The organism is Massilia sp. DJPM01 (genome assembly GCF_030348125.1).
GTDB classification, from domain to species: domain Bacteria; phylum Pseudomonadota; class Gammaproteobacteria; order Burkholderiales; family Burkholderiaceae_D; genus Telluria_A; species Telluria_A frigida.
The window spans coordinates 63,970-90,669 of sequence record NZ_JAQOZV010000030.1 but is presented as its reverse complement, the minus strand read 5'-3'; the positions used below and the strand labels follow the sequence as shown (position 1 = coordinate 90,669).

The following is a 26,700-nucleotide window of genomic DNA, read 5'->3' as shown; positions in this document are numbered from 1 at the left end:
ACTGACGCCGACCGCGCACTTGTGTTTCCGGGCCATCTTCTCGATGAGCGGCAGGAAGCGAATCGCCCAACGGTTGATCGACGAATGGTCGACCGACACCCCCGCTCTTCCATCATCTCTTCGAGGTGCCGGTAGCTCAGCGGGTATGCTCGGCCACGAATTGCGCAACCCTTTGGCGCCCATCATCACGGCAACCACGCTATTACGGCGCGAGGTCAGCTGTGGGGCGACAGCGGTCATTGCCAAGAGTTGCCGGCAGCGCCCCAGATTGTCTGAAGTCGCGCTTCGGAAACCAGCCTGGAGGCCGGCCAAGGTAAAGAGAGGGTACTCACGCCGGCATGGTCCGGAACGAATCCCCCTAAAATCCATTAACAATATAAACGATTTATATTGAACAAAACGCTCATTGCGTCTCTACCTTCCGCCCCTTTTCGGTTGGTGGTTTGGACGCTTCTGAGGCCGGTGGCAAGGCACGATAGCTATCCCCATCGAGCACGAGCTTGTAAGCGCCATGGCGTAAACGATCCAAGGTCGCCGCGCCGATCATCTTGTTAGCCGCGAAGGCGGCGCCCCATTCGTCGAAGTGGAGGTTCGATGTCAGGATCGTCGCCGTTCTCTCGTATCGTTCAGCAATCAGGTCATGGAAATCCTCGTCCTCGGGCGGACGGAGCGGCTTCAGGCCAAAGTCATCGACTATAAGCAGCGCCACCTTGCTGAGGTACTGCAGACGCCGCTCATACGTTCCCATCGCCTGTGCGGTGCGCAGACTGACCATCAGCTGGGTCTGGGTGATGAACAGCACGTCGTAGCCCTGGCGCGCTGCGGCGTGCCCTAGCGACTGCGCCAGGTGGCTCTTGCCTGTCCCGCAGGGGCCCGCGATGAGCACGGCCACCTTCTCGTCAATGAAGCGGCAGGTGGCCAGGTCATGGACGGCGGCGCGGTTCAAGCCTGGCAAGCGGTTGAAGTCGAACCCGTCGAGCGTCTTCTGGTTGCGGAAGTTCGCCCGGCGCATGCGTTGCGCCAGCTTCTTCTGGTCGCGGCGGGCGACCTCGTCATGAATGAGCAGACTCAGGAACTCGGTGAAGGACAGCTTGCGGTCGATGGCTTCGCGGTTGCGCGCCTCCAGCGAGTCGAGGATGCCGGACAGGCGCAGTTGTTTGAGCAGGGAAGTCAGTTCTGGAATTGGATGCATGGTCGTTCTTATTGAAGGATAGTGTTGGTGGCGCGGTAGAAACGGCCGCCCTCGGTGTAGGTGCTGGCTAGCGCGTCGAACGCCGCCAGCAGGTCTTGCTGGTCGAGGCCTTTCTCGAGGATGCGCTTGACGACGTTGAGACCGGGCGTGCCATAGTGGTTGGCGCGCGAGCAGGCCGCTTCCAGCCTCACGGCGCCGTATTTCTTCTGCAGCCCAAGCACGCCCTGCACGGCGCGCATGCGGATCAGCACCTTATCGCCGAACATCGCACGGATCATGGCCATGCATGCCGGCCCCACCCGTTCGGCTTCGGCCATGCACCACTTTGTGTCCTTGAGCAGCCAGGCCTGTGCCTCCGGCGGCATGTGGTCGGGGACGGTCTTGCGTTCACCCCGATGCTTCAATCGGACATGTGTGGCGACCGGTTCATGCTCGAGGTACATCGTCACGACGGTGTCGCTGGCCTTGAGCCACAGGGCTTGGCCGACTAAGCGGAACGGCACGGAGTAGTTGTACTCGAACTGCACATGGGTATCGCGGTGCACCTTGACCTTGACCCAGGTGGCCAGCTGGGGCGGCACATCGGGCAAGGGTTTGAGCAAGCTCTTCTCGACGTCCGCGAAGCGCTTCAGAGGGGCCGTGCGGGTCGTTCCGTGAATGCGGTTGCCCGCTTGTCCCAGTACCCACTCGTGGAGTTGCCGGTTGGCGTCCGCCAGGTCGCGGAACTCGCGCAGCGGCAGGAAGCTGCCCTTGATGTACTTGACGCCGGACTCCACGATTCCCTTCTTTTGCGGATCTCTAGGCGGGCATGGATCGATCTTGAACCCATATCCTTCGGCGCACTGGCCGTACGAACGCTGCACCTCCGGCTCATACACGCAGGCCCGCGTGATCGCGCATTTAGCGTTGTCGATCGTGACGCGTTCGACAACGCCACCGAACCACTCGAAGGCACGGCGGTGGCAACCGAGCCAGGTGGCCACGGTCTGGTCGCGCACGAATTCGGCGTACTGGTGGCGTGACCACGCCAGCGTCATCACGAAGAACCAGGTCTTGAAGATTTCCCCGGTATGCACGTCGGTGATGGGCGGGCCGGCGCCGAAATCGACTTGAACCGCTTCACCCGGTTTGAACTCCAACCGCAGCGGCACTTCGGCCACCTCGTCGACGACCAACTGGTGCAGGAACCGGTACACTGCCGAGTAGCTGCCGGTGTAGCCATGATTGCGCACCAGCGTGGCGTGAATGATGGTCCCTTGAATGCCGGCGGCGTACCAGTTGCAGATCTGCGCACGCCACGGTTCCAACGTGGATATGCAAGTGCTCGGCAGCGGCTCCTTGCGCACGAGCGCCGATGCCAGAACTGCGTCGTCCGGCAATGCCGTGCCGGGTGCAAGCCAGCCACGCGCGCTCGCCAACTCGCGAACCTGGGCGATCTTCTTGCGCCCCATGGTCTTCGACCGGGCTATCTCCCGGTCTGAATCTCCCTGACGCATGCGCGTCAAGATATGACGGTATTGATACATCTCGAACCTCCGTTTAGTCACGGCTTCTCCAGGCGAAATGCCGGGGAGTCTAGCCGATCAATGAAAGTTTGAGCCCGTGAACGGTGGCGCCTTAACGCCGACGATCGAGCGGCACTATTACGCCGACGATGAAGTGGCGCCTTTACGCCGCCGATCTTGTGGCGCCATTACGGCGACGATTTGGTGGCGCCTTAACGCCGACAACGAAATGGCTCCTTAACGCCGAAAATTCACAGCAGGAATGGTCCGTCCAGTTTAAGGGGCACTGGCCGTTCCCGGAAAATTCCGCCGTTTGATCAACAACGCGACAGAACCCCTGCGCGGCTTTGGCAAAATCGAGGCGCCCGCCAGGAAACACGCCTACGCGATAACGCAGTTGCGGGCGGACGTGATCGGCTTGTTCGATGCGCTGGAGATCGAGCGGGTTTTGCTGGTGGCCGCGATTGGGGAGCGGTGATTGGCTGGAACGTCTGCATGGTCGCGCCAGGGCGCGTGGAGCGCTTTGTAGCGCTCTCGGTGGGCGCCAAGGCAGCATACACCGCCGGCGGGCCGCTACAGCTGCTCAAGGGCTATTACGTGCTGGTATTCCAGCTGCGCGGCATTGCCGGGGCAGTCAACCAGCACCTGCTGGCCTGCTTCGCACGCTGCAAACTGCCCAAATTGCTTCACGTGAAACAATTTCCACAATGTGATTGCATAGCGAACTATCTTGGGCTACAGTGGAGTCATGTTTGATCACTGCCTCTATTTCAACACCACTGCCCTGGCGCGCGTTCTCGAGCGCGAGTGGACGCGCGCGTTCAAGCCGTTCGGACTGACGCCTTCGCAGGCCTTCATGCTGCGCGCGGTGCTGGCCCGTCCCGGCTTGCTGCAAAGCGAGCTGGCCAGGGAATTGGTGATCAGCCGCCCGACCGCAACCCGTTCGCTCGATGGCTTGCAGAAGTTGCAGCTGATCGGCCGTCGCGCCACGGGCGGGGATGGGCGCGAATGCGCGGTCTTTCCGGAGCCTGCCGCGCGCGCCATTCACGACGAACTCAACGCCGCCAGCGGTGCCGTTACCGCCAGGTTGAAACAGCTGCTGGAACCCGAACAGTTTGCCGCCATTGTCGGCGCGCTCAAGCAGGCGCGCTCCGCCGTCGCCTGATTCTTTTACCTAAGTAGTTGCATAGCTAATTAAAAGGAAGTGATATGCCGATCCTGAACGTGAAAGTCAGCGCAGTGAAAACCCCCGAACTGATCCGGCAGATTGCCGATCTGCTGCTCGACAAGACCACCCGCATCCTGAGGAAGAAGCGCCAGCTTACCTCCATCGCCATCGATTTTGTCGATCCCGACAGCTGGATCGTGGCCGGGCTGTCTTTGCGCGAGCAACGCAAACACAGCGTCTACGTCGACATCAAGGTCACCGACGAAACCAATACCAAGGATGAAAAGGCGCTCTATATTGCCGAGGTGTTCGCCGGCTTCGCCGCCTTGCTCGGCCCCCTGCACGACGAGAGCTACATCTACGTCGACGATGTGCGCGCCACGGCCTACGGGTATGGCGGCAAGACGCAGGAATGCCGCTACCAGCATCCGGACGCGTAAAGCGGGCCGGCTCGCTCAGTACGCGGCGCAGTAGATGGCGTGGATATCGTCGCGGGTGAGCTCGCGCGGGTTGTTGCCGAGCAGGCGGGTTTGCAGCATCGCGTCATCGGCCAGGCGGTCGATGTCGCCTGCCCCAACGCCGACCTGGCGCAGCATGGTCTGGATGCCGGTCTTGGCCGCGATGCTTTCCATGGCGCCGATCAGCGCATGGGCGCGCGCCTCCTCGCTGCCGCTCAGGCTTGGAACGATGATGCCGGCCAGCTCGGCGTAATGCGCGCTGGCGTGCGAGAGGTTAAAGCGCAGCACATGCGGCAGCACGAGCGAGTTGGACAGGCCATGTGGCACGTGAAATATGCCGCCGATGGGATAGGCGAGGGCGTGCACTGCCGCCACCGGCGCGTTGGAAAATGCCTGGCCGGCGAAACAGGCGCCGAGCAGCATGGCCTGGCGCGCCTCCAGATCGCTGCCGTGTTCGCACGCGCGCAGCAGGTTGCGCGACAGTAGCGACAGCGCCTCGCGCGCCAGGTTATCCGACAGCGGGTTCTTCTTGTGCTTGCTGGTGTATGCCTCGATGGCATGCACCATCGCATCGATACCGGTCGCGGCCGTCACCATGGGCGGCAGGCCGAGCGTCAGTTGCGCATCCAGGATCGCCAGGTCCGCATACAGCTGGGGCGCCACCACGCCCATCTTGGTGGTCGCGCCGGTGGTGACAATGGCGATGTTGGTCACCTCCGATCCGGTGCCGGCCGTGGTCGGAACCTGCACCAGCGGCAGGCGCGTGCCGCGCACATTGCCGATGCCATAGATCTGGCTGAGCGGCTGGTCGCTGCCGGCCAGCACGGCGATCAGCTTGGCTACATCCATCGAGCTGCCACCACCGAGGCCGATGACGAGGTCGGCCCCAAGCTGGCGCGCCACGTCCACCGCTTGCAGCACCACCGATTCCGGCGGATCGGCCACCACGTCCGACCAGACCTGCACGGCAAGGCCAGCCTGTTCCAGCGAGCGGCGCGGCGCGTCCACCAGCCCGGTGGCAAGGAAGCCGGGGTCGGTGACGATCAGGGCGCGGCGGGCGGCAGGGAAGTGGCTGGCGACCATCGACCCCAGCCGGCTGGCTGCGCCGGGGGCCGATACCAGATGGGGAACGGTACTGAAACTGAACTCGGCGGAGTGGGTCATTGTGCACCTGCAAAGTCGGTGGGGGATCCCAAAAGTTTACACCATCTTCTTCACCGTCATGAAAATGGCCGTCGGAAACGCGGGAGAGATTTCTTACGTACAATATCTGACTCTGTTGTTGAGTCCACTTCCCAAGGAAAACATGATCGATTTTGCGTTACTCGGATGCGCGGCATTTCTTGCCGGCCTGGTCGATGCGGTGGTGGGCGGAGGTGGATTGATCCAGGTGCCTGTGCTGTTCTCGGTGTTTCCACGTGAAATCCCGGCGACCTTGCTGGGCACGAGCAAGTTCGCGGGCATCTTCGGCACTGGCGCAGCGGCGGTCAATTACGCACGCAAGGTGAGGGTGGCGTGGAGCGCTGCGGCACCGGCGGCGGTGTCGGCCTTGCTGCTGTCGTTTGCCGGCGCGTACACCGTGACCAAAGTGCCGGCCGATTTCGTGCGCACCCTGCTGCCGTTCGTGCTGGTCGCGGTGGCGGTCTACACTTTCCGCAAGAAGGATTTCGGCAGCGTCCACGCGCCGCTGCACAGCGGATCGACCGAGCGCTGGGTGGCGCTGGGCATCGGTGCCGCGATTGGTTTCTACGACGGCTTCTTCGGCCCCGGTACCGGCAGCTTCCTGCTGTTTCTGTACGTGCGCTTTTTCGGATTCGATTTCCTCAGCGCGTCTGCTGCCGCCAAAGTGGTCAACGTGGCGTGCAATCTGTCTGCGCTGATGTGGTTCGGCTACAGCGGACATATCCTTTGGCAGCTGGGCCTGCTGATGGCGGTGTGCCAGGTTGCAGGTTCCCTGGTCGGCACCAGGCTGGCGATCAAGCACGGCAGCGCGTTCGTGCGCAAGCTATTCCTGGTGGTGGTGAGCTTGCTGATTGTGAAGACCAGCTACGACGCCATCGTGAAGTGGTAGATGTTCCACGTGGAACAGCCGTGGTGAGCTGACCGACGTTCCACGTGAAACAATCCGCGTTCGTCAAACGCGACGTTCCACGTGAAACAATCCGTTGTGTAAAAAACGGTGATTCTGGGTGCAAAAGACCCGGGGGGCCGAAAAGACTCTATAATCGGGCCTCATATCCCTCGCTCTACACTCCATCATGCTATTTCCAACTGAATTCGACGTCATCGTCGTCGGCGGCGGCCATGCCGGCACCGAGGCTGCGCTCGCTTCTGCCCGCATGGGCCAGAAGACACTGCTGCTCACCCACAACATCGAAACGCTCGGCCAGATGTCTTGCAACCCGTCTATCGGCGGCATTGGCAAGGGGCAACTGGTCAAGGAAGTCGACGCCATGGGCGGCGCCATGGCGATTGCCACGGACGAATCCGGTATCCAGTTTCGTATCCTTAACTCGTCCAAGGGCCCGGCCGTACGCGCTACCCGCGCGCAAGCGGACCGCATCCTGTACAAGCAAGCCATCCGTTCGCGCCTGGAAAACCAGCCGAACCTGTGGCTGTTCCAGCAGGCGGTCGACGACCTGATGCTCGAAGGCGACCGCGTGGTCGGCGCTGTCACCCAGATCGGCATCAAGTTCCGCGCCCGAGCGGTGGTGCTGACGGCCGGCACTTTCCTCGATGGGAAGATCCACGTCGGCCTGCAAAATTACTCCGCCGGCCGCGCTGGCGATCCGCCTGCGATCTCGCTGTCGGCGCGCCTGAAGGAAATGAAGCTGCCGCAAGGGCGCCTCAAGACTGGCACGCCGCCGCGCATCGATGGCCGCAGCATCGACTTTTCGCAAATGTCCGAGCAGCCGGGCGACCTCGATCCGGTGCCGGTGTTCTCGGTCATGGGCAACACCGCCATGCACCCGCGCCAGGTCCCGTGCTGGGTGACGCATACCAATGCGCAGACGCACGACATCATCCGTGCCGGCCTGGACCGCAGCCCGATGTATACCGGCGTGATCGAGGGCGTCGGCCCGCGCTACTGCCCGTCGATCGAAGACAAGATCCACCGCTTCTCCGGCAAGGAATCGCACCAGATTTTCCTGGAGCCGGAAGGCTTGACGACCAACGAATTCTATCCAAACGGTATCTCGACCAGCCTGCCGTTCGACGTGCAGATCGCCCTGGTGCGCTCGATGAAGGGCATGGAAAACGCCTTCATCCTGCGTCCGGGCTATGCCATCGAATACGATTATTTCGACCCGCGCGGCCTGAAAACCTCGCTCGAAACCAAGGCCGTACAGGGCTTGTTCTTTGCCGGCCAGATCAACGGCACCACCGGTTACGAAGAAGCGGCAGCGCAGGGCATGCTGGCCGGAATCAACGCGGCGCTGCTGACCAAGGGCAGCGAGGCCTGGGTTCCGGGCCGTTCCGAAGCCTACCTTGGCGTGCTGGTCGACGACCTCACCACCCAGGGCGTGGCCGAGCCGTACCGCATGTTCACCAGCCGCGCCGAGTTCCGCCTGAGCCTGCGTGAAGACAATGCCGACATGCGCCTGACTGACATCGGCCGCAAACTCGGCTGTGTGGGCGATGCCCAGTGGGAGGCATTCGAGCGCAAGCGCGAAGCTGTCGCTGTCGAACTGGAACGCCTGCGCACGACCTGGGTCAACCCGCGCATCCTCGCCAGCGCCGAATCGGAGCGCGTGATCGGACAAGCCATCGAGCGCGAATACTCGCTGGCCGACCTGCTGCGCCGTCCGGGCGTGGACTATGAAAAGCTGATGGGCCTGTCCGGCGTGGATGGCCAGGTGCTGGCCGGTCCGGGCGTTGACGATCCCGCAGTCAAGGAACAGGTCGAAATCCAGCTCAAATACGCGGGTTATATCGACCGCCAGGCCAAGGAAGTGGAGCGTCACGACCACTACGAAAACCTCAAGTTGCCGGCTGGATTCGACTATCTCGACATCAGCGCGCTGTCGATCGAGGTGCGTCAGAAGCTCGACAAGCAGCGTCCTGAAACGCTGGGGCAGGCATCGCGCATCTCGGGCGTGACGCCGGCGGCGATCTCGCTGCTGCTGGTGCATTTGAAAAAACGTGGCGCCAAAGGCTTTGCCACCCTCAACGAGGAGTTGGCAGGATGAAGTTTTTCGACCGTAACGCCATTGCGCCGGTGCTGGCCAATGGCATCAAGGAACTCAAGCTCGACCTGAACGAACAGCAGCACGGGCAACTGCTCGACTATCTGGCGCTGTTGGCCAAGTGGAACTCGGTGTACAACCTGACCTCGGTGCGCGATCCCATGCAGATGGTGACGCACCATGCGCTCGATTCGCTGGCTGCGGTATCCGCCTTTGCGGGCGCCGTCAGCGTGCTGGACGTGGGCGCGGGGGGCGGCTTGCCTGGCATCGTGCTCGCCATCGCGCGGCCGGACATGAAAGTAGCCCTGATCGATACCGTGCACAAGAAGACAGCCTTCCTCACCCAAGTCAAAGCCGAACTGGGCCTGGCCAATGTCACTGTGCACACGGCGCGCGTGGAGCAGTTGCAGGTGCCGCACAAATTCGACGTCATCACCTCGCGCGCTTTTGCCGACCTGTCCGACTTCGTCAACTGGTCGGGACACCTGCTGGCCGAGGGCGGCAAATTCATCGCCCTCAAAGGCACGGCGCCGGCGGACGAACAGGAACGGCTGCCGGGCGACTGGAAAGTGAGCGAATTACGGCCTATCCAGGTTCCAGGACTGCAGGCGGAGCGGCATCTCGTATTTATCGAGAAGAACCAATAAACAGTATAAATCAAATAAACGATTTATATTAAGCAAACTATATAAATCGAATAAACGGTTTATACGATTAAAACAGTATAAATCGTTTGCATCAAAACTATCATAAGAGCATACATGGCGAAAATATTTTGCGTTGCAAATCAAAAGGGCGGCGTAGGCAAGACCACCACCAGCGTCAACCTGTCAGCGGGCCTGGCCAAACTGGACCAGCGCGTGCTGCTCGTCGACCTGGACCCGCAGGGCAACGCGACCATGGGCGCCGGCATCAACAAGGCGGGCCTGAAGGCATCGACCTATGAAGTGCTGCTGGGCGAGGCCGACGTGAGCACGGCGCGTACGCGTTCGGAAGCGGGGCGCTTCGACGTGCTGCCCTCGAACCGCGAGCTGGCCGGCGCCGAAGTTGAAATGGTCGAACTGGAAAACCGCGAGCGCCGCCTGAAGGATGCGTTGGCGTCGGTCGACAAGGAATACGACTTCATCCTGATCGACTGCCCGCCAGCCCTGTCGATGCTGACCCTGAACGGCTTGTGCGCCGCACACGGCGTCATCATCCCGATGCAATGCGAGTACTACGCGCTGGAAGGCTTGTCGGATCTGGTCAACACCATCAAGAAGGTGCACGCCAACCTGAACACCGACCTGAAGATCATTGGCCTGTTGCGCGTGATGTTCGATCCGCGCATGACCTTGTCGCAGCAGGTATCGGCCCAGCTGGAGCAGCACTTCGGCGACAAGGTCTTCAACACCATCATCCCGCGCAATGTGCGCCTGGCCGAAGCGCCGTCGTACGGCGTGCCGGGCGTGGTGTTCGATCCGTCCTCGAAAGGGGCGCAGGCCTACATCGCCTTTGGCGCCGAGATGGTCGAACGCATCAAAACAATGTAAACGAAGGCATTCAAGAATTATGGCAACCAAAAAACTCAAAGGGCTCGGTCGCGGGCTCGACGCGCTGCTGGGCGGCGATGGCGAGGGCGCCAAGCCCGATACGCCGTCCACGCTGGCGGTGCACCAGATGCAGGCCGGTAAATACCAGCCGCGCACGCGCATGGATGAAGGTGCGCTGAACGAACTGGCGGCGTCGATCAAAACCCAGGGCATCATGCAGCCGGTGCTGGTGCGCCCGATCGGGCAGGACACCCTGACTGGCGCGGTGCGCTACGAGATCATCGCCGGCGAACGGCGCTTCCGCGCGGCCCAACTGGCCGGGCTGAACGACATCCCGGTGCTGGTGCGCGATGTGGACGACCAGGCCGCCGCCGCGATGGCGCTGATCGAGAACATCCAGCGCGAGGATCTCAATCCCCTGGAAGAAGCGCAGGGAATTCATCGCCTGATCTCGGACTTCAATTTCACGCACGAGCAGGCGGCGACGGCGGTGGGGCGCTCGCGCAGCGCGGTATCGAACCTGCTGCGTCTGATGAACCTGGCGGCACCGGTGCAAACCCTGCTGATGGCGGGCGACGTGGACATGGGTCACGCGCGCGCGCTGCTGGCGGTCGACCCGGCCAGCCAGATCAGCCTGGCCAACCAGGTGGTGGCCAAGCGCCTGTCGGTACGCGAAACCGAAAAGCTGGTGGCCAGGGAGTTGGAAGAGCAGAACAATCCAGCCACTGTGCGCCAGAAGGAAAAATCGGGCGATATCACCCGGCTGGAAGAAGAGCTGTCCGACAAGCTGGCCACGCCGGTCTTGTTCAAGATGGGGGCGAAGGGCAGGGGACAGATGATCATCGATTTCGCCGATCTCGATATCCTGGACGGCGTACTGGCGCGTTTGCGGGCGTAAGTTACCCCAACATCGTTGTTCCCACCTCCACCCTCGTCGTTCCCGCGCCGAGTGCCGCCTGCGCGGGAAGTCGTTTCTGGCAATGCCAGGAACGACGGGCCATAACCTCCCAGGTAATTGCCCCCTCCCCACCACGCGCCTACGATATAACCGTACCCCGCGCCAGCAGCCGGCAAGCCGCCCCACCACCCGCCCGCGCGACCATTATCACGCAAGACGTTGCTTCTAGTTAACTTTTAACAAGGAGGACCAGTTCGCCCCCGTTTAGTGCAGATTGCAGAAAAATGCGTGGTTTTTGGACACAATCGCGTTCATTCACAGTGCAGCAACGTTTGACGCACGCAAGCATAAGCACTTATAATCCCGCTGATTCACATAATTCAGACACCGGAACACGGCACTTATATGGCTGGCGCAAGGAATACAACATGTTGCGCTTAGTCTCCCTGCAATTGATGGTAACAGTCGCTGCTGGCCTTATCGCCGCGCTTCTGGGGGGATGGGCTGCGATGTTGTCGGCGGTGTTCGGCGGATTGTGTTGTGTCTTGCCCAATGCCGTTTTCGCGTTGCGCCTGTTCGCCAATACGAAGAAACCAGGTGGGGCCGACCCGATATCGTTTTTTATCTGGGAATTCATAAAGATTGCTTTGACGGTGGCGCTGATTGCCGCGACCTTCTCGCTGTACCGCGACTTGAATGTGTTCGCCATGATTGGCGGCTTCATCGTGGCGCTGAAAAGTTACATATTCTTAATATTTAGGCACTGACATGACGAGTCCAACACTTGAAGCCGGCGCAGCACACGCGCCGACCGCATCAGAATACATCAAGCACCACCTGGGTCACTTTTCGACCAAGCATCAGGAAAATGTGGTCGATTTCTCCATTATCAATATGGACACCATGTTTTGGTCGATCGCCATGGGCATTCTTGGCTGCCTGATCATGTGGATGGCGGCCCGCAAGGCCACCTCCGGCGTGCCGACCCGCTTCCAGGCGGCCGTTGAAATGGTGTTCGAGATGGTCGACAACCAGGCCAAGGGCATCGTGCATGGCGACCGCAGCTTCATCGCGCCGCTGGCACTGACGGTGTTCGTCTGGGTTGCACTGATGAATTCGCTGGACTTCCTGCCGGTCGACCTGTTCTCCGGCCTGTTCAAGCTGCTGGGCATCGAACATATCTTCCCGTATCACCGTGTGGTTCCGACCGCCGACCTGAACGGCTCGCTGGGCATCGCCCTGGGCGTGTTCGCACTGATGATCTACTACAGCATCAAGATCAAGGGTTTCGGCGGCTGGATTCACGAACTGTTTTCCGCGCCATTCGGCATTGCCATGGCGCCGTTCAACCTGCTGTTGAACATCATCGAGTACGCAGCAAAAACCGTGTCGCTCGGCATGCGACTGTTCGGCAACATGTTTGCTGGCGAACTGCTGTTCCTGTTGATCGCTTTGTTGGGTGCGATGGCTACGACGTTTGGCTTTGTCGGCCACGTCATCGCCGGTTCGGTCTGGGCTATTTTCCACATCCTGATCGTGTTCCTGCAGGCGTTCATTTTCATGATGCTGACCCTGGTGTACCTGGGCCAGGCGCATGAAGGTCACTGATCGGCACAGCTCGAACAGAATCGAAACATAGTAGTAGTTGGCAAAGTTTGTAATTTTTAATCTAGTTTTTAATTTACTTTTTGAAGGAACTCTCATGACTGACCTTTCTTTTGTTGCTCTGGCTTGCGGTTTGATCATCGGTCTGGGCGCTATCGGCGCTTGTATCGGTATCGCTATCATGGGCGGCAAATACCTCGAAGCTTCGGCTCGTCAGCCTGAACTGATGAACACCCTGCAAACCAAAATGTTCCTGCTGGCTGGTCTGATCGATGCGGCGTTCCTGATCGGTGTTGGTATCGCAATGCTGTTCGCATTCGCCAACCCATTCGTTCCGAAGTAATTTTCGTTCGGCACTTCGCTGGTTATGAATTGCCGAACCTTCCGGGTTCGGCATCCGTTTTTGTAAGAAGGAAAACACCGTGAACTTAAACGCAACCCTGTTTGCCCAGTTCGTGGTCTTCTTCATCCTGGCTGGTTTCACGATGAAATTCGTGTGGCCCCCACTGATGAAAGCGCTCGACGAGCGCATCCAGAGGATCTCGAACGGCCTGGCCGCAGCTGACCGCGGCAAGGAAGAAATGCAGAAAGCCCACGAGCAAGTCCAGAAAGACCTGGCCGCTGCCCGTGACGAAGGTCAAAAGCGTATCAGCGCCGCCGACAAGCGCGCCGCCATGATCCTCGACGATGCCAAGAAAGCAGCTGCTGAAGAAGCGGCCCGCATCATCGCATCCGCCAAGGCAGATGCCGAGCAACAGGTTAACCGTGCGCGCGAAGAACTGCGTGGCCAGGTCGCTGCCCTCGCCGTCAAAGGCGCCGAGCAGATCCTCAAGCGCGAAGTGAACGCAGCGGCCCACGCCGACCTGCTGACGCAGTTGTCGGTCGAGCTGTAATCATGGCCGAAATCGCAACCGTCGCCCGTCCTTACGCCGAAGCCCTGTACCGTGTTGCCCAGCAAGGCGACGTGGCGGCTTGGTCCGAAGTGTTGTCCGAGCTGGCCCAGCTCGGCGCTCACCACGATGTGCTGGCCTTCGCGGCCAACCCGAACGTGGTCGCCGCCGACGTTGCCGCGACCGTAGTGTCGCTGCTGAAGTCGCCGCTCACCGCGGAAGTGAACAACTTCGTTGCCATGCTGGTCGAAAACCACCGCGTGTCGCTGTTGCCGGAAATCTACGCCCAGTTCCAGGTGCTCAAGAACACGAATGCCGGTGCCGCGGACGCCAACATCACCAGCGCCTTCGAGATTGCCCAGCCGCAGGTTGCGCAACTGGTCGCGACGCTGGAAAAGAAATTTGGCCGCAAGCTCAACCCAACGGTGACAGTGGATCCCTCGCTGATCGGTGGTGTGCGCGTGGTCGTCGGCGATGAAGTGCTCGATACCTCGGTACGCGCCAAGCTGCAACAGATGCATGTTGCGCTGACGACGTAACGCGCCTGTCGTCACGACCCGCACTGCGCCGGCGTCTACGCCCTTGCCTTACGCATCAAGAAACTATTAGGAGTTAGCATGCAACTTAATTCATCTGAAATCAGCGAACTGATCAAAAGCCGGATCCAAGGCCTCGAAGGTTCGGCTGATATTCGCAATCAGGGCACGGTAATCTCCGTAGCCGACGGTATCTGCCGTATCCATGGCCTGTCGGACGTGATGCAGGGCGAGATGCTGGAATTCCCGGGCAACACGTTTGGCCTGGCGATGAACCTCGAGCGCGACTCCGTCGGCGCCGTGATTCTGGGTGCTTACGAGCACATTTCCGAAGGCGACACCGTGAAGACCACCGGCCGCATCCTGGAAGTGCCAATCGGTCCTGAACTCAAGGGCCGTGTTGTCAACGCCCTGGGCCAGCCGATCGACGGCAAGGGTCCTGTCAACGCCAAGCTGACCGCCGCGATCGAAAAAATCGCACCGGGCGTGATCGCCCGCGAATCCGTCTCGCAGCCAATGCAGACCGGTTTGAAGTCGATCGACTCGATGGTACCGATCGGCCGTGGCCAGCGCGAGCTGATCATTGGTGACCGCCAGACCGGTAAATCGGCTGTCGCGATCGATGCGATCATCAACCAGAAGGGCCAGAACATGACGTGTATCTACGTCGCGATCGGCCAGAAGGCATCGACCATCAAGAACATCGTGCGCTCGCTCGAGACGCACGGCGCGATGGAATACACCATCGTCGTCGCAGCATCGGCTTCCGAGTCGGCTGCCATGCAATACATTTCCGCATACTCCGGTTGCGCCATGGGCGAATACTTCCGTGACCGCGGCGAAGACGCACTGATCGTCTACGATGACCTGTCCAAGCAAGCTGTTGCTTACCGTCAGATCTCGCTGCTGCTGCGCCGTCCACCAGGCCGCGAAGCCTATCCTGGCGACGTGTTCTACCTGCACAGCCGTCTGCTCGAGCGCGCGGCACGCGTGAACGCAAAATACGTGGAAGACTTCACCGGTGGCGCCGTCAAAGGCAAGACCGGTTCGCTGACCGCACTGCCGATCATCGAAACCCAGGCTGGCGACGTTTCCGCGTTCGTTCCAACCAACGTGATTTCGATTACCGACGGCCAGATCTTCCTGGACACCTCGCTGTTCAACTCGGGTATCCGTCCTGCGATTAACGCCGGTATTTCGGTATCGCGCGTCGGTGGCGCCGCCCAGACCAAGGTCATCAAAAACCTGTCCGGCGGTATCCGTACCGACTTGGCGCAGTACCGTGAACTGGCTGCGTTCGCGCAGTTCGCTTCCGACCTGGACGAATCGACCCGCAAGCAGCTCGACCGTGGCGCTCGCGTCACCGAATTGCTCAAGCAGGCCCAGTATTCGCCAATGTCGATCTCGATCATGGCCGTGACCCTGTTCGCAGTGAACAAAGGTTACTTCGATGACGTGGAAGTGAAAAAAGTACTGGCATTCGAATCCGGTCTGCACGGCTACATGAAGACCAAGCAAGCTGCTCTCCTGGCCAAGATCGAAGAAACCAAGCAACTGGACAAGGATGGCGAAGCCGCCATGGCCGCAGCCATTGCTGACTTCAAGAAATCCGGCGCGTATTAATCCTTGTGGGACGGACCTGCGCGCAGCGCAGGTCGGTCCTCAAGACTTAATAAGTTGTGGGAAGGACTTGAGCGTAGCGAAAGTCGGTCCTCAACATGCTAAACGGCTGGAATCAAAAGGAGTAAGGACTCATGGCAGTAGGCAAAGAGATACGTAACAAGATCAAGAGCGTAGAGAATACGAAGAAGATCACGAAGGCGATGGAAATGGTCGCCGCGTCCAAAATGCGCAAGGCGCAGGACCGGATGCGGGCCGCCCGCCCTTACAGTGACAAGATTCGTAACATCACCTCGCATCTGGCTACGGCAAATCCGGAATACACGCATCCGTTCATGGCGCAAGGCAAGAACGTGAAAGCGAAGGCGGTTGGTTTCATCGTCATCACGACCGACAAGGGTCTGTGCGGCGGCATGAACACCAACATCCTGCGTCTGTTGACGCAAAAGACCCGCGAGCTGGAAACGGCTGGCAACAAGATTGAAGCGGTTGCCATTGGCAACAAAGGTTTGGGTTTTATGAACCGCGTTGGCGTGAAGGTCGTGTCGCATGCGATCCAGATCGGCGATACGGTCCACCTCGACAAGCTGATCGGGCCGATCAAGGTCATGCTCGACCGCTACGAGGAAGGTGAGCTGGACGCAGTCTATATCTGCTACACCAAGTTCGTAAACACGATGAAGCAAATCCCGATGGTCGAGCAGCTGCTGCCGCTGACCGCCGACAAGCTGGAAGGCGACAAGAGTGGTCACGCATGGGACTACATCTACGAGCCGGAAGCGCAGACCGTGATCGACGAACTGCTGGTGCGGTATGTGGAAGCGCTGGTGTATCAGTCAGTGGCCGAAAACCTCGCGTCCGAGCAATCGGCGCGGATGGTGGCGATGAAAGCGGCAAGCGACAACGCCGGCAGCGTCATCGGCGATCTGAAGCTGATCTATAACAAGACCCGCCAGGCTGCGATTACCAAAGAACTCTCCGAGATCGTCGCCGGTGCGGCCGCGGTCTAAACCCGAATTTAAATACTATTGAAGGAACGAACATGGCTGATGGCAAAATCGTTCAGTGTATCGGCGCTGTGGTGGACGTTGAGTTCCCACGCAATGCAATGCCGAAGGTTTTCGACGCACTGAAAATGGCAGGCTCCGAGCTGACCCTGGAAGTACAACAGCAGCTGGGCGACGGCATTGTCCGTACCATTGCACTGGGTACCTCCGACGGTCTGCGTCGCGGCATGGTAATCCAGAACACCGGCAAGCCAATCATGGTACCGGTCGGTAAAGCGACCCTGGGCCGTATTATGGACGTGCTGGGCAACCCGATCGACGAGTGCGGTCCGGTCTCGCACGCGCAAACCGCATCGATCCACCGCGTGGCGCCTGCGTACGACGAACTGTCGCCATCGCAAGACCTGCTGGAAACCGGCATCAAGGTGATTGACCTTGTCTGCCCGTTCGCCAAAGGCGGTAAAGTCGGTCTGTTCGGCGGTGCTGGTGTAGGCAAGACCGTGAACATGATGGAACTGATCAACAACATCGCAAAAGCACACTCGGGCGTCTCCGTGTTTGCCGGCGTGGGTGAGCGTACTCGCGAGGGTAATGACTTCTACCACGAGATGGCCGATGCCAAAGTGGTCGACCTGGAAAATCCAGAGAACTCCAAAGTGGCGATGGTCTACGGCCAGATGAATGAACCGCCGGGTAACCGTCTGCGTGTTGCGCTGACCGGCCTGACGATCGCTGAATCGTTCCGTGACGAAGGCAAGGACGTTCTGTTCTTCGTGGACAACATCTACCGCTTCACCCTGGCCGGTACCGAAGTCTCGGCACTGCTGGGCCGTATGCCATCGGCCGTGGGTTACCAGCCTACCCTGGCCGAAGAGATGGGCCGTCTGCAAGAGCGCATCACCTCGACCAAGACCGGTTCGATCACCTCGATCCAGGCCGTGTACGTCCCTGCGGATGATTACACCGATCCATCGCCAGCAACCACCTTTGCTCACTTGGATTCGACCGTTGCCCTGTCGCGTGACATCGCTTCGCTGGGTATCTACCCTGCGGTCGACCCGCTCGACTCGACCTCGCGCCAGCTGGACCCGCTGGTCGTCGGCCAGGAACACTACGACACCGCGCGCGCTGTGCAGGGCACCCTGCAGCGCTACAAGGAATTGCGCGACATTATCGCGATTCTGGGCATGGACGAACTGGCACCGGAAGACAAACTGCTGGTGGCGCGCGCACGTAAGATGCAGCGTTTCCTGTCGCAGCCTTTCCACGTTGCTGAAGTGTTTACCGGTGCTCCAGGCAAATACGTTTCGCTGAAAGACACGATCAAAGGCTTCAAGATGATCGCATCGGGCGAACTGGATCACCTGCCTGAGCAAGCGTTCTACATGGTTGGCACGATCGAAGAAGCAATCGAAAAAGCCAAGAAGCTCAACTAAGACAGGCGAGGGCGCCGCGCTCAACCAGCGTGGCGCCGGAACCCGATAGGACACACATGGCAAACACATTTCACGTTGACGTGGTATCGGCCGAAGCCAGCATTTTTTCGGGCGAAGCCGAGTTCGTCGCGTTGCCGGGTGAAGCAGGCGAGCTGGGGATTTATCCCAAGCACACCCCGCTGATCACGCGCATCAAGCCGGGTGCGGTACGGATCAAGGTGGCTGGCCAGGCCGAAGAAGAGTTCGTCTTCGTCGCTGGCGGCATCCTGGAAGTGCAGCCGAACGGCGTGACCGTGCTGGCAGACACCGCTATCCGCGGTAGCGACCTGGACGAAGCAAAAGCACTGGCCGCCAAAAAAGCGGCCGAAGAAGCAATGGTCAACAAAGAATCGAAGATCGACTACGCCAAGGCGCAAGCCGAAATGGCGGCGGCGATCGCCCAGCTGGCAGCAATTGCCAGGCTGCGCGGCAAGCGTTAAGCCGGACCATGCATCAGAAAAAAGGCAGCTTCGGCTGCCTTTTTTTACGTGGGTGCGTAACGCGCTACGCTTACAATAGCGCTAACGCTTCTGCGCTGATTCATGCTTGGTGCCATCGTAAGCACAGTATGCCAGGCATGACGTCGACGCTAAATCTCAACGACTTGCACAACCATGAGTTGGCAGTTGATCGCACCACATTGGAGGGTAAGATGCTTAACTCCCTGCGAATAAAGAACTTTCGCTCCTTGCAAGATTTTCACGTTCCACGGCTGGGGCGGGTAAATCTCATCGTCGGCAAAAATAATTCAGGCAAAAGCACTGTGCTCGAGGCCCTGCGCCTCTATGCAGGAAATGCGAATAGGGAGCTTCTCGAGCAGGTTGCAAATGAACATGATGAGAAATCAAGAATAGATAGCCCGGAACGCGGGCAGCCGCAAGCTGCACTGTTTGAGGCATTTTTTACCGGTCGGCGATTTCCAGTAGATAGCGAGACAAGCATATTGATCGGCGAAGCGGAAAATCATCCTGACGCTTTGCGCATCCGCCACGGATTCTTGATCGAAACGCAACAGTCGGTTGACGTGGAAGGTGAACAGACTATTCGAACCGTCAGGCGGGAAATCGAACGCTCCGCTATCACCAATGAGAGTGATGGTTCAATTATCCAATCGCTCTTTGTTTCAAAAAATGAAAAATTCTTCAGAATTTGGCTTGATCTTACGGCTCAGCGTATCAGAACTTCATTTGCCGAATTGTCCGAGGTTCTTCCTTGCAGCGTAGTTCCAACTCAATTTGTAACAATGGAGGAATTGGCACAAGGATGGGATGAAATTGTATTGACTGAAAACGAGACGATTGTCCGGCAAGCGTTGAACATCATTTCCCCTGAGTTTCAAGACTTAGCATTCGTTCGTGACCTGGAAACGCCATCGTCATTACGTCGAGAGCCAAAACGCATTGGAAAGGTGCGTTTGTCGTCAATCGACTTTCCAGTTCCTCTTAACAGTATGGGCGACGGAATGGTTCGGGTGCTTCAATTGGTGCTCAAGGCATTTCCCGCAACCGGAGGGATCTTGCTTATCGACGAGTTTGAAAACGGTCTTCACTATACTGTCCAAGAAAAAGTATGGGAACTCCTGTTCGATATCGCAGTAAAACTTGACATTCAAATTTTTGCTACAACGCACAGTTGGGATTGCATAGAGAGTTTTTCAAAAGTCGCCGTAGCAAAATCGGATGTAGATGGGGTGCTGTTCCGAGTTGGAAAAAGTGTACGGGATAGTGACCGCGGCCGGATAATTGCAACGGTTTTCGATGAGGACCAGCTGTACGGAATAACCCAGGCCGACGTCGAGGTACGTTGATGAACTCGACATCTATTCTCGTGGTAGAAGGAAAATCGGACGAGGCGTTTTACACTGAACTATGTAGCTCGTTGGCGATTAAAGCCTCGATCAAAGTCGCGCCACCGAAGGCGCTTGGCGGCCGCGCAAACAACAAAGAAGGTGTCTTTTCCTTGTTACCATCGATGTTAAACCAGCTCGCCGATGGCAGCCTTGCGCGGCTCGCTTTAGTGGTCGATGCCGACTTCGCAAGCGAGCATGGACTGGGTTTCGTCCGGACTTATGAAAGAGTTACCAATATAGTTTCCCATTTTGGTTTTTCTCCCATCCGTCGTCCCAATATAAACGGGTTGTTATTTCAAAATTCAGACGGTTTGCATGATATTGGTTTGTGGATAATGCCCAATAACCGAGATGAAGGTATGCTCGAACATTGGATAAAAGCATCAATAGTTCCGGGCGAAACCCAACTCATGCAAGATGTAGAAAAAATAATTGATAAATTAGCCGCCCCGAAATTCAAGGCACTACATCAGATAAAGGCTGAGGTGGCAACTTGGCTGGCGTTGCAAGAGTTTCCCGGGCGTGGAATGGAGTCTGCTGTCAAGGAAAAGCTCTTGGATGAGACAAGTTTGCCATTTTTGCAGCTGGTCAGCTGGATCAAGCATATCTATTCATGATTTTACCCGGAATTTTTTGAGGCAAGAAAGCCCGGCTCAGTCAATAAATTCGATCGGTCCATCGCCGGCAACCACCTTTGCCACCCGGATTCGACCGTTGCCCTGTCGCGTGACATCGCTTTCTTGGGTATCTACCCTTCGGTCGATCCGCTCGACTCGACTTCGCGCCAAACTGGACCCGCTGGTCGTCGGCCAGGAACACGAAGAAACCGCGCGCCCCGTGCCGGGCACCCCGCAGCGCTACAAAGAAATTACCCGACTCTATCGCGATTCTGGGCATGGACGAGCTGGCCCCGGAAGACAAACTGATGGTCTCGCGCGCACGTAAGTTGCAGCGTTTCCTGCCGCAGCCTTTCCACGTTGCTGAAGTGTTTACCGGTTCCCCAGGCAAATACGTTTCGCTGAAAGGCACGATCAAGGGCTTCAAAATGATCGCCTCGGGCGCACTCGATTGCACCTCCTGCTGCCGTGGCCGCATTCACCGACTGTCCTGGCCGGGGCGCGATCGGCGCAGGATCGCCCAGCTCCGCTGCGTTCAAAAAAAAACGCCGTCACGAAGACGGCGTTTCTTGGTCGGGCCGCGGACGCCGCGGCCTTGCCGGCAACTTAATCGTACGTTGCGTTGAGGGTCACGCCGTCAAAGCTCTGCTTGGCCTTGAGCATGATGTAATACCACTGATTGTTGGTCGGCGTGCTGAACGTGACGCTCTCGCGGTTGCCTGGCGTGGCCGATGCCGCGTCATACCAGTTGGTCGTCGGATAGTGGGCGCGTCCCACGTACAGGTCGACGTCACCCGTGCCGCCGCTGGTGAACAGGCGCAGGTTCTTGGCGCCGGTCGGCAGCGAGATGTAGGCGTAGCGTTCGCTCGACGAACCGAAGCCGCCGATCGAGCAGTTCTTGCCCAGCTGGGTGCTGTTGGCGCATGGCGGCAGGCTGACCGTCGGCAGCGGCGGCTCGCCGGCCGTGGTGGCGGTCTTCACCCAGGACGCGAACTCGTTGTCGTAACGGGTGCCGATATAGTTCATGTAGTTCTGGTAGCCATCGTAATCGCCGACCCGGAACTTGCCCAGCACCGCATCGACATCGCTACGGTGCTTTTCCACCATGAAGCGGGTTGCCATGTAGCCCCAGCGATACGCGCGGTCGGTGTAGTCGCTCATCTCGTAGGTATTGCCGAAAATCTGGCTCAGCTTGTAGGTGCCGGTGCGTGCCTTATCGATCGATTGCTGATTATTGTTGCGCAGCGACAGATATTCGCCGATGCCTTCCACCCACCAGATGGTCGGCTTGGCCACGCCGGCGGTAAAGTCGCCCTTCATGTTGAAGCGGCCATCGAGGTAGTGCACGTATTCATGTTCCAGGTTCCACACCGCGAACGCCGGCAGCCACGATGCTTCGTGCGCGATGAAGCGCGCCTGGTTGGTGGACGACTCCGGGTTGCCTTCCAGGTACATGCCGCCGTTGTTGGTCGGGATATCGTAGATAACCGACGCATATTTACCGTAATTGGCGTAGTCGTTGAAGATCACCAGTTCCAGCGAGGTATTCTTGTCGCCGGCCACCGGCGTGCGCTTGGTGAGCAGCATGTCGTGGAAGTAGCCTTCTTCTTTCTGCAAGATGGCGCACGATGACTGCAGTTGGGCGGTCGTCATTTCCTGGGCGCGGATGCGCAGGGTCGGGCTGCAGGTGTAGCTGACCTTGAGCACGGCGTCGGCCAGTTTTTGCTCGTAGCCGCAAGTGCCGTACTGGGTGCAGTTGGCGTTGTCATAGTATTTGACGGCCGAGGCGGCCGCCAGCCACAGCGCGCTGTCGGTGCCGGTCATGCTGCTGTTCGACAGCATGCTTTGCACCATCGGCTTGACGGTGGCTTTTTGCGCCGGGTACTGCATGAAGCGGAAAGCTTCGTTGGCGGCATCGGTCAGCATGTAGGCCGTTGACGTATTCAACAGCGCGGCCTTGTTCTGCACCACGAAGTTGTTCAGCGCGACCGCGTAGCTGGTGTCGCTTTGCAGCAGCGGCAGCGCGTCCGGGCGCGAATGGGCGTAGAACAGCACCGTCAGTGCCGAGGTCATGCCGCCGGCGGCGTCATATTGCTTGAGCGCGTCGACCGCGTTCGGATTGCTCGCCGAATTGGTGTAGCGCACCACCAGCTTCTTCATCGAGGGCACGAAGTAGGCTTCATCATGCGTGTTGGTGATCAGCTTGATGATCTCGGCCGCCGTGCTGCCGGCGACCGGATTGGTCTTGTACAGCACGCTGCCTTCGACCAGGGTCTTGATCGGGGCACGCAGCGCAGCGGTGAAGGCTGCCGATGGCGTCGGGATGGTGCCGCCGCCACCGAGGTAGTAGCCGGCGCGCAGGTACAGCGCCAGGTTGACCAGTGCGCGGTCGCTGGCGTTGTAAGCGCTCGCTTCGCGCGCAAAACGGGAAGCGATGGCACTCATGTTGGCGGACGAATAGGCCTTGGCCGCTTGCGCCGGGGTCAGCGAAAACAGGGGATAGGTACACTCGTAATCGGGCATGGCGACCAGGTAATCGGCCAGCGCGGCGCCGTTGTAGTTGGTCAGGGTATCCATGTTCTTGCACTCGGGCGTGGCAGCGAACAGGCTCATGCGGCCGGTCTCGAGCGCCTTCGGCATCAGGTCGGTACGCGGCTTGACGGTCGGCGCCACGTTGAAGCGTTGCTGCTCCATGGTTGGCGGCAGGGTCTGGCGCGCATGCGGCATTTGCGCCTGTTTCAGCGCTTGGTGCGTATGGCCTTCATCGGCTTGCTTTGCATAGGTGACACTGCTGAAACAGGCGCTGATCAGCCCGGCCAGTAATACGATTTTGCGTTCTACAAACATTGTCTCGCTCCTTGGAATTATCAATCGGTGATTGACGCTGCGCCGGCCAGATTGTGTGCCGGCGCAGGCGTCATGAGGTGGGAAGGGGTGGTTCCCACCGTGCTGCAAGCCATCAGGCGTGCTGATACTATCCCGGATGCATATGGGTAAATGCGGCTCAATGGCCGCAAAAATCAGGTTTGTTCAATTTCCCCGCCGACACTGGCAATTCCGGCACAGCGCGCCGGCGGGAGATGACGAAAAAGCCACACTTTTCGCCGGCAGCGCTTCCAACTCCGGCAAGTGTGAGCACTCGCTTACTTGGTCACGGTGAGCTTGTAGTTGCCGGCGCCGCTGTAGGACGCGACGATGATGCGGTAATAGCCGGCCGCGGCCACGTAACTGAGCTTTTCCTGCGAGGTTTCGCCGGCCGATTCGGCCACCTTGACCCACGCCGTGTTATTCCATTTTTCGATGCGCAGGTCGAAGTCGGTGCCGGCCGGACCGGCCAGCAGCGCGCCCAGGGTGCCGCCCTTGTACTCGAACCATGGGTTGGGATGGATCGCTTCGGCCTGGTTGGCCAGGGTGCCGTTGTAGACATCCGCAGCCGGCACGGTGACGCCGACATCGAACGACACCGTCGTGCCCGGCGCGCTGATGTTGGACAGCGCAAAGCCCGATGCATAGCCATTCCACCAGCGCGAATTGGTGCCCCTGGACGCCAGCGCGTTCGGCACGCTGTTGTTGAACGCGCGCGTGGCCACGCCGTCGAACAGGTCGCCGCCATCGCCCCGGTTCACATTGTTTTCCGGATCGCGCCTGCCGTCCGCATGCTCCAGCTGGATGTAGGGATGCCATTCGTTGGTGTTGGTGCCGGCCGGATCGATGTGGAACACGGCCAGGCCCTGGTCGGGCTGGTACAGGTTCTGTGCGCTCTTGTGGATGGCTTCCACGTAAAACGCTTCGGCCGCGTTGGCCGGGTTGCTCCAGCGGTACAGCGCATGGCCGCTGGCGTTCTGGCTCAGGCGTCCGGTCGGCGCATTGCGGTTGATCGCCGGATTGAGTTCGGTCACGCTGTCCCAGCCGGCCAGGTAGCGCAGGAAACCGGCCGGCCGGGTCGGACGGAACTGGCTTTCGTAGCCCACGCCGCCGAAGCCCATCACGCAAAAGTTGGCCACCGAGCCGTGCGAGCTGCCATCGTAGTCGTACAGGTCGGGCCAGCCCATGATCAAGTGGCCCGATTCATGCACGAAGGTGCCGATCGCCAGCTGCTTGCCCATGTTGGTGATCTGGTAGCTGCCGGTGCAGGCGCCGTTGCTGCAGAAGCGCTCGCCCAGCCAGCCCATGTGCGGCCACAAGCCTTTCGACCACGGGCTGTCCGCTTCGCCCGAATAGAAGAAATTCAAGCCCAGGATGTGGCCCGTGCTGTCGCGGCTGAGCGTGGAAAAATCGAAGCTTTCGCTGCTCTTGACCCAGTTCAGCGCTTCCATGATCAATTCCTGCGAGCGCGTGCCGCTATCGAGGCTGGCGTCGGCGTAGTAGCTCTTGGGACGCTTGGCGCGGTAGTAGCGCGTGACCGTATTGCTGTAGTCGAGCTTGTTGCCCGAGACGGCCAGGAAGTAGCCGCGCACCGATTGCGCATTGCCGAAGCCGGTGTAGGCCGGGTCGTTGAGGAAGGATTCGACTTGCGGCTTGGTGATCGTGCCGGGGGCGTCGGAGAAATCGATGATCACGGTCAGGCCGCGCATCTGCCCGCTCACGGCGGCGCTGGCCGAGGCGGTCGGCGCCATCATCGCGGCAGTCGTGCGCTGCGCCAGTTCCAGCGGGCGCCCGTGCATTTGCTGGTAGCGCTGCTGCGCCAGGCGCGCCTTGGCCGCCGTGCTCAGGCCCGGCTCGCTCTTGTCCGCCGCGATGCTGACGGTGCGCCGCTTGACGTTGGTGGCCAGCACCCCGCTCGAGACCAGCTGGTCGCCGGTGGCGTTCACGTGTGCGTAGCAAAAACCGCGTTTCGCATTATCATAAACGACCAGCGAACCATCTTCGGTGCGCTGTTCGGCGTAGTAATCGTTGCCGTCGAGGCGGATTTTCAGCTTTTCGCCGCCCGGCTGGCGGAATTCGTAGGTATGGCCCTGGTAGGGAATGGCCGCCTGGGAAGTTACCGCCGCCAGCGACAGCGCCATGCCGGCCGCTACCCTGACACTTGCTTTAATGAAACTCATTCACGTCTCCGTCATTATAAAAATGGCAAGTATGCAGGCTGCATAAAGGATCGTCTTGGCATATTTCGGCTGTCAACACGTTGAAACCGGCGTAAGTACGCGCTGGACATACCCGCCATGCATATCCCGGCAAGGACGATATTTCCGCGCGGACATGTTATATTTTCACTTTCCCCGGCTTTCTTCTTGTGCATTAGGATTATTAAATACACACTACTGACTTGAACCACGATCAGGGCCGTTGTCGCCATGTTGAACCGCCTGTTAAAGAAACCTCCCGAGGCTGTCCCTTCGTTTACGAAGCGGCGCTTTTTCGGCACTGAGCAAAAAGCGTTTTACGGCCGTCTGCGCCGCGCCTTGCCGAAGTGCTACATTTTTCCCGACATCCCGCTGAGCAAATTGATGATCCCGAGCAATCCGGATCCCAAGATCAAGAGCAGCCACCAGCACCACCTGAGTGGACGGCGGGTCGACTATGCCGTCTTCGACGCCCGCCTGCATTTGCTGTTCGTGATCGAACTGACCGTGCCGCCGGCGCCGGGCGCCAATCCGGATATCATCCCGATTGCGGCCCTGATGGCCAGCGCCGGCATCCGCCGCTTCAGCTGGCCCAGGGATAACCTGCCGTCGACCGACCAGACCCTGCGCGCGCTGGCCGACTATTCGGCTGAAAACATGGCCAAGGAGGGTGGTCCGTCCTCGCACCTGGGCGAGCACGAGCACACCGATGCGGTTCCGGTGGTCGACACCATCATCCAGCCGCGCGCGGCCACTACCCTGACGCTCGAAGCGCTGGCCGCCATGGCACCGCAGGGCGCGCTGAAAACCTTGTATCCGCACGTGTGGGAACGCATCTGCCTGTTCTGCACCGAACCGCGCCACCTGCACCAGTACCTGCACTCGCTATCGATGCAGGACCGCGGCGTCAAGCGCGCCGGCTTTTCGGAAGAAGCGCTCAACGAAATCGCCCGCATCCAGGTCGCCAACGTCGGCTATCTGCAAACCCAGACCGCGCCGGAACGGGCCAGCTGGAACGACGTGTTCACCGACCGCTGAAGCGAACAGGCGCGCGCGGCGGCAGCGCCGCGCGCCGGCCGTCGGGCGGATGCACCGTTT

26 protein-coding genes and 2 pseudogenes are annotated in these 26,700 nt (G+C 59.6%); 22 read left to right on the top strand and 6 right to left on the bottom strand.

Going from position 1 to position 26,700, the window contains the following annotated elements; genetic code table 11:
- The 3 genes and pseudogenes from PO883_RS19535 to istA all read right to left on the bottom strand — a co-directional run.
- Nucleotides 1-149 (bottom strand): annotated as a pseudogene (locus PO883_RS19535) (IS6 family transposase); the annotation flags it as partial.
- A gap of 254 nt (nt 150-403) precedes the next feature.
- The gene (istB, locus tag PO883_RS19530) at nt 404-1,192 is read right to left on the bottom strand and encodes an IS21-like element helper ATPase IstB (protein ID WP_289311225.1); all 789 of its coding nucleotides are present in this window, start codon (nt 1,190-1,192) and stop codon (nt 404-406) included.
- A gap of 8 nt (nt 1,193-1,200) precedes the next feature.
- Nucleotides 1,201-2,718 carry an IS21 family transposase gene (gene istA, locus PO883_RS19525; RefSeq protein ID WP_289311224.1) on the bottom strand — a complete coding sequence of 506 codons (1,518 nt, stop codon included), beginning with the start codon at nt 2,716-2,718 and terminating at the stop codon, nt 1,201-1,203.
- A gap of 292 nt (nt 2,719-3,010) precedes the next feature.
- Between istA and PO883_RS19520 the strand changes: the two genes are divergently transcribed.
- The 4 genes from PO883_RS19520 to PO883_RS19505 are packed head-to-tail and all read left to right on the top strand — an operon-like array spanning nt 3,011 to nt 4,305.
- On the top strand, nt 3,011-3,175 hold the full coding sequence (locus PO883_RS19520) for a hypothetical protein (RefSeq protein ID WP_289311223.1): 165 nt from the start codon (nt 3,011-3,013) through the stop codon (nt 3,173-3,175).
- 17 nt (nt 3,176-3,192) lie between these two features.
- A complete protein-coding gene (locus PO883_RS19515; protein WP_289311222.1) occupies nt 3,193-3,453 on the top strand; it encodes a hypothetical protein in 261 nt (86 codons plus the stop codon).
- Nucleotides 3,446-3,862, top strand: coding sequence for a MarR family winged helix-turn-helix transcriptional regulator (locus tag PO883_RS19510; protein ID WP_289311221.1), 417 nt, complete (start codon nt 3,446-3,448; stop codon nt 3,860-3,862). Before PO883_RS19515 ends, PO883_RS19510 begins: the two co-directional genes overlap by 8 nt.
- Nucleotides 3,863-3,906: 44 nt before the next feature.
- On the top strand, nt 3,907-4,305 hold the full coding sequence (locus tag PO883_RS19505; RefSeq protein WP_289311220.1) for a 4-oxalocrotonate tautomerase: 399 nt from the start codon (nt 3,907-3,909) through the stop codon (nt 4,303-4,305).
- A gap of 15 nt (nt 4,306-4,320) precedes the next feature.
- On the opposite strand, the gene PO883_RS19500 is transcribed toward PO883_RS19505, so the two are convergent.
- On the bottom strand, nt 4,321-5,487 hold the full coding sequence (locus PO883_RS19500; RefSeq protein WP_289311219.1) for an iron-containing alcohol dehydrogenase: 1,167 nt from the start codon (nt 5,485-5,487) through the stop codon (nt 4,321-4,323).
- 142 nt (nt 5,488-5,629) lie between these two features.
- Between PO883_RS19500 and PO883_RS19495 the strand changes: the two genes are divergently transcribed.
- The 17 genes and pseudogenes from PO883_RS19495 to PO883_RS19415 all read left to right on the top strand — a co-directional run.
- Nucleotides 5,630-6,394, top strand: coding sequence for a TSUP family transporter (locus tag PO883_RS19495; RefSeq protein ID WP_167091234.1), 765 nt, complete (start codon nt 5,630-5,632; stop codon nt 6,392-6,394).
- Nucleotides 6,395-6,581: 187 nt separating this feature from the next.
- Nucleotides 6,582-8,513 (top strand): tRNA uridine-5-carboxymethylaminomethyl(34) synthesis enzyme MnmG, encoded by a 1,932-nt coding sequence (gene mnmG, locus PO883_RS19490; protein ID WP_289311218.1) that lies wholly within the window; start codon nt 6,582-6,584, stop codon nt 8,511-8,513.
- Nucleotides 8,510-9,157 (top strand): 16S rRNA (guanine(527)-N(7))-methyltransferase RsmG, encoded by a 648-nt coding sequence (gene rsmG, locus PO883_RS19485; protein ID WP_289311217.1) that lies wholly within the window; start codon nt 8,510-8,512, stop codon nt 9,155-9,157. The genes mnmG and rsmG overlap by 4 nt, the downstream gene beginning before the upstream one ends.
- 114 nt (nt 9,158-9,271) lie before the next feature.
- Nucleotides 9,272-10,042, top strand: a complete 771-nt coding sequence (locus tag PO883_RS19480; RefSeq protein WP_289311216.1) for a ParA family protein — start codon at nt 9,272-9,274, stop codon at nt 10,040-10,042.
- A gap of 19 nt (nt 10,043-10,061) precedes the next feature.
- Nucleotides 10,062-10,940: a ParB/RepB/Spo0J family partition protein gene (locus PO883_RS19475; protein ID WP_167091242.1), complete on the top strand. Its 879-nt coding sequence runs from the start codon at nt 10,062-10,064 to the stop codon at nt 10,938-10,940.
- Nucleotides 10,941-11,368: 428 nt separating this feature from the next.
- Nucleotides 11,369-11,707: an ATP synthase subunit I gene (locus PO883_RS19470; RefSeq protein WP_099873359.1), complete on the top strand. Its 339-nt coding sequence runs from the start codon at nt 11,369-11,371 to the stop codon at nt 11,705-11,707.
- Between the two features lies 1 nt (nt 11,708).
- Nucleotides 11,709-12,548: a F0F1 ATP synthase subunit A gene (gene atpB, locus PO883_RS19465; RefSeq protein ID WP_289311215.1), complete on the top strand. Its 840-nt coding sequence runs from the start codon at nt 11,709-11,711 to the stop codon at nt 12,546-12,548.
- A gap of 94 nt (nt 12,549-12,642) precedes the next feature.
- Entirely contained in the window at nt 12,643-12,888 is a 246-nt protein-coding gene (gene atpE, locus PO883_RS19460; RefSeq protein ID WP_038494309.1) for a F0F1 ATP synthase subunit C, read from the top strand.
- Nucleotides 12,889-12,967: 79 nt separating this feature from the next.
- On the top strand, nt 12,968-13,438 hold the full coding sequence (locus PO883_RS19455) for a F0F1 ATP synthase subunit B (protein ID WP_289311214.1): 471 nt from the start codon (nt 12,968-12,970) through the stop codon (nt 13,436-13,438).
- Between the two features lie 2 nt (nt 13,439-13,440).
- Complete coding sequence (locus tag PO883_RS19450) at nt 13,441-13,974, top strand: F0F1 ATP synthase subunit delta (RefSeq protein WP_167091246.1); 534 nt, start codon at nt 13,441-13,443, stop codon at nt 13,972-13,974.
- A 78-nt stretch (nt 13,975-14,052) separates the two neighbouring features.
- Nucleotides 14,053-15,594, top strand: coding sequence for a F0F1 ATP synthase subunit alpha (gene atpA, locus PO883_RS19445; RefSeq protein WP_167091249.1), 1,542 nt, complete (start codon nt 14,053-14,055; stop codon nt 15,592-15,594).
- 131 nt (nt 15,595-15,725) lie between these two features.
- On the top strand, nt 15,726-16,601 hold the full coding sequence (gene atpG, locus PO883_RS19440) for a F0F1 ATP synthase subunit gamma (protein ID WP_167091251.1): 876 nt from the start codon (nt 15,726-15,728) through the stop codon (nt 16,599-16,601).
- A gap of 32 nt (nt 16,602-16,633) precedes the next feature.
- Complete coding sequence (gene atpD, locus PO883_RS19435; RefSeq protein WP_054265482.1) at nt 16,634-18,034, top strand: F0F1 ATP synthase subunit beta; 1,401 nt, start codon at nt 16,634-16,636, stop codon at nt 18,032-18,034.
- Nucleotides 18,035-18,090: 56 nt separating this feature from the next.
- On the top strand, nt 18,091-18,513 hold the full coding sequence (locus PO883_RS19430) for a F0F1 ATP synthase subunit epsilon (protein ID WP_289311213.1): 423 nt from the start codon (nt 18,091-18,093) through the stop codon (nt 18,511-18,513).
- A gap of 8 nt (nt 18,514-18,521) precedes the next feature.
- Nucleotides 18,522-19,880: an ATP/GTP-binding protein gene (locus PO883_RS19425; protein ID WP_289311212.1), complete on the top strand. Its 1,359-nt coding sequence runs from the start codon at nt 18,522-18,524 to the stop codon at nt 19,878-19,880.
- Complete coding sequence (locus tag PO883_RS19420; RefSeq protein ID WP_289311211.1) at nt 19,880-20,539, top strand: DUF3226 domain-containing protein; 660 nt, start codon at nt 19,880-19,882, stop codon at nt 20,537-20,539. Before PO883_RS19425 ends, PO883_RS19420 begins: the two co-directional genes overlap by 1 nt.
- Before the next feature lie 58 nt (nt 20,540-20,597).
- Nucleotides 20,598-20,991: pseudogene (locus PO883_RS19415) on the top strand (F0F1 ATP synthase subunit beta); the annotation flags it as partial.
- Between the two features lie 154 nt (nt 20,992-21,145).
- Here PO883_RS19415 and PO883_RS19410 read toward each other — a convergent pair.
- Together PO883_RS19410 and PO883_RS19405 are read right to left on the bottom strand one after the other, a co-directional pair.
- Complete coding sequence (locus PO883_RS19410) at nt 21,146-23,386, bottom strand: M9 family metallopeptidase (RefSeq protein ID WP_289311210.1); 2,241 nt, start codon at nt 23,384-23,386, stop codon at nt 21,146-21,148.
- A 296-nt stretch (nt 23,387-23,682) separates the two neighbouring features.
- A complete protein-coding gene (locus PO883_RS19405) occupies nt 23,683-25,584 on the bottom strand; it encodes a M6 family metalloprotease domain-containing protein (protein ID WP_289311209.1) in 1,902 nt (633 codons plus the stop codon).
- Between the two features lie 402 nt (nt 25,585-25,986).
- Between PO883_RS19405 and PO883_RS19400 the strand changes: the two genes are divergently transcribed.
- Nucleotides 25,987-26,640 carry a hypothetical protein gene (locus PO883_RS19400; protein WP_289311208.1) on the top strand — a complete coding sequence of 218 codons (654 nt, stop codon included), beginning with the start codon at nt 25,987-25,989 and terminating at the stop codon, nt 26,638-26,640.
- The last annotated feature ends 60 nt before the right edge of the window (nt 26,641-26,700 follow it).

Excerpts from the sequence above, each read along its gene's own strand:
- atpB (WP_289311215.1), top strand. The coding sequence starts at position 11,709 with ATGACGAGTCCAACACTTGAAGCCGGCGCAGCACACGCGCCGACCGCA.
- atpG (WP_167091251.1), top strand. The coding sequence starts at position 15,726 with ATGGCAGTAGGCAAAGAGATACGTAACAAGATCAAGAGCGTAGAGAAT.
- PO883_RS19515 (WP_289311222.1), top strand. The coding sequence starts at position 3,193 with ATGGTCGCGCCAGGGCGCGTGGAGCGCTTTGTAGCGCTCTCGGTGGGC.
- istA (WP_289311224.1), bottom strand. The coding sequence starts at position 2,718 with ATGTATCAATACCGTCATATCTTGACGCGCATGCGTCAGGGAGATTCA.
- PO883_RS19410 (WP_289311210.1), bottom strand. The coding sequence starts at position 23,386 with ATGTTTGTAGAACGCAAAATCGTATTACTGGCCGGGCTGATCAGCGCC.
- PO883_RS19510 (WP_289311221.1), top strand. The coding sequence starts at position 3,446 with ATGTTTGATCACTGCCTCTATTTCAACACCACTGCCCTGGCGCGCGTT.
- PO883_RS19430 (WP_289311213.1), top strand. The coding sequence starts at position 18,091 with ATGGCAAACACATTTCACGTTGACGTGGTATCGGCCGAAGCCAGCATT.
- PO883_RS19475 (WP_167091242.1), top strand. The coding sequence starts at position 10,062 with ATGGCAACCAAAAAACTCAAAGGGCTCGGTCGCGGGCTCGACGCGCTG.
- PO883_RS19450 (WP_167091246.1), top strand. The coding sequence starts at position 13,441 with ATGGCCGAAATCGCAACCGTCGCCCGTCCTTACGCCGAAGCCCTGTAC.
- PO883_RS19500 (WP_289311219.1), bottom strand. The coding sequence starts at position 5,487 with ATGACCCACTCCGCCGAGTTCAGTTTCAGTACCGTTCCCCATCTGGTA.
- istB (WP_289311225.1), bottom strand. The coding sequence starts at position 1,192 with ATGCATCCAATTCCAGAACTGACTTCCCTGCTCAAACAACTGCGCCTG.
- PO883_RS19425 (WP_289311212.1), top strand. The coding sequence starts at position 18,522 with ATGCATCAGAAAAAAGGCAGCTTCGGCTGCCTTTTTTTACGTGGGTGC.
- PO883_RS19400 (WP_289311208.1), top strand. The coding sequence starts at position 25,987 with ATGATCCCGAGCAATCCGGATCCCAAGATCAAGAGCAGCCACCAGCAC.
- PO883_RS19505 (WP_289311220.1), top strand. The coding sequence starts at position 3,907 with ATGCCGATCCTGAACGTGAAAGTCAGCGCAGTGAAAACCCCCGAACTG.
- rsmG (WP_289311217.1), top strand. The coding sequence starts at position 8,510 with ATGAAGTTTTTCGACCGTAACGCCATTGCGCCGGTGCTGGCCAATGGC.
- atpD (WP_054265482.1), top strand. The coding sequence starts at position 16,634 with ATGGCTGATGGCAAAATCGTTCAGTGTATCGGCGCTGTGGTGGACGTT.
- PO883_RS19420 (WP_289311211.1), top strand. The coding sequence starts at position 19,880 with ATGAACTCGACATCTATTCTCGTGGTAGAAGGAAAATCGGACGAGGCG.
- mnmG (WP_289311218.1), top strand. The coding sequence starts at position 6,582 with ATGCTATTTCCAACTGAATTCGACGTCATCGTCGTCGGCGGCGGCCAT.
- atpE (WP_038494309.1), top strand. The coding sequence starts at position 12,643 with ATGACTGACCTTTCTTTTGTTGCTCTGGCTTGCGGTTTGATCATCGGT.
- PO883_RS19405 (WP_289311209.1), bottom strand. The coding sequence starts at position 25,584 with ATGAGTTTCATTAAAGCAAGTGTCAGGGTAGCGGCCGGCATGGCGCTG.
- PO883_RS19495 (WP_167091234.1), top strand. The coding sequence starts at position 5,630 with ATGATCGATTTTGCGTTACTCGGATGCGCGGCATTTCTTGCCGGCCTG.
- PO883_RS19480 (WP_289311216.1), top strand. The coding sequence starts at position 9,272 with ATGGCGAAAATATTTTGCGTTGCAAATCAAAAGGGCGGCGTAGGCAAG.
- PO883_RS19470 (WP_099873359.1), top strand. The coding sequence starts at position 11,369 with ATGTTGCGCTTAGTCTCCCTGCAATTGATGGTAACAGTCGCTGCTGGC.
- atpA (WP_167091249.1), top strand. The coding sequence starts at position 14,053 with ATGCAACTTAATTCATCTGAAATCAGCGAACTGATCAAAAGCCGGATC.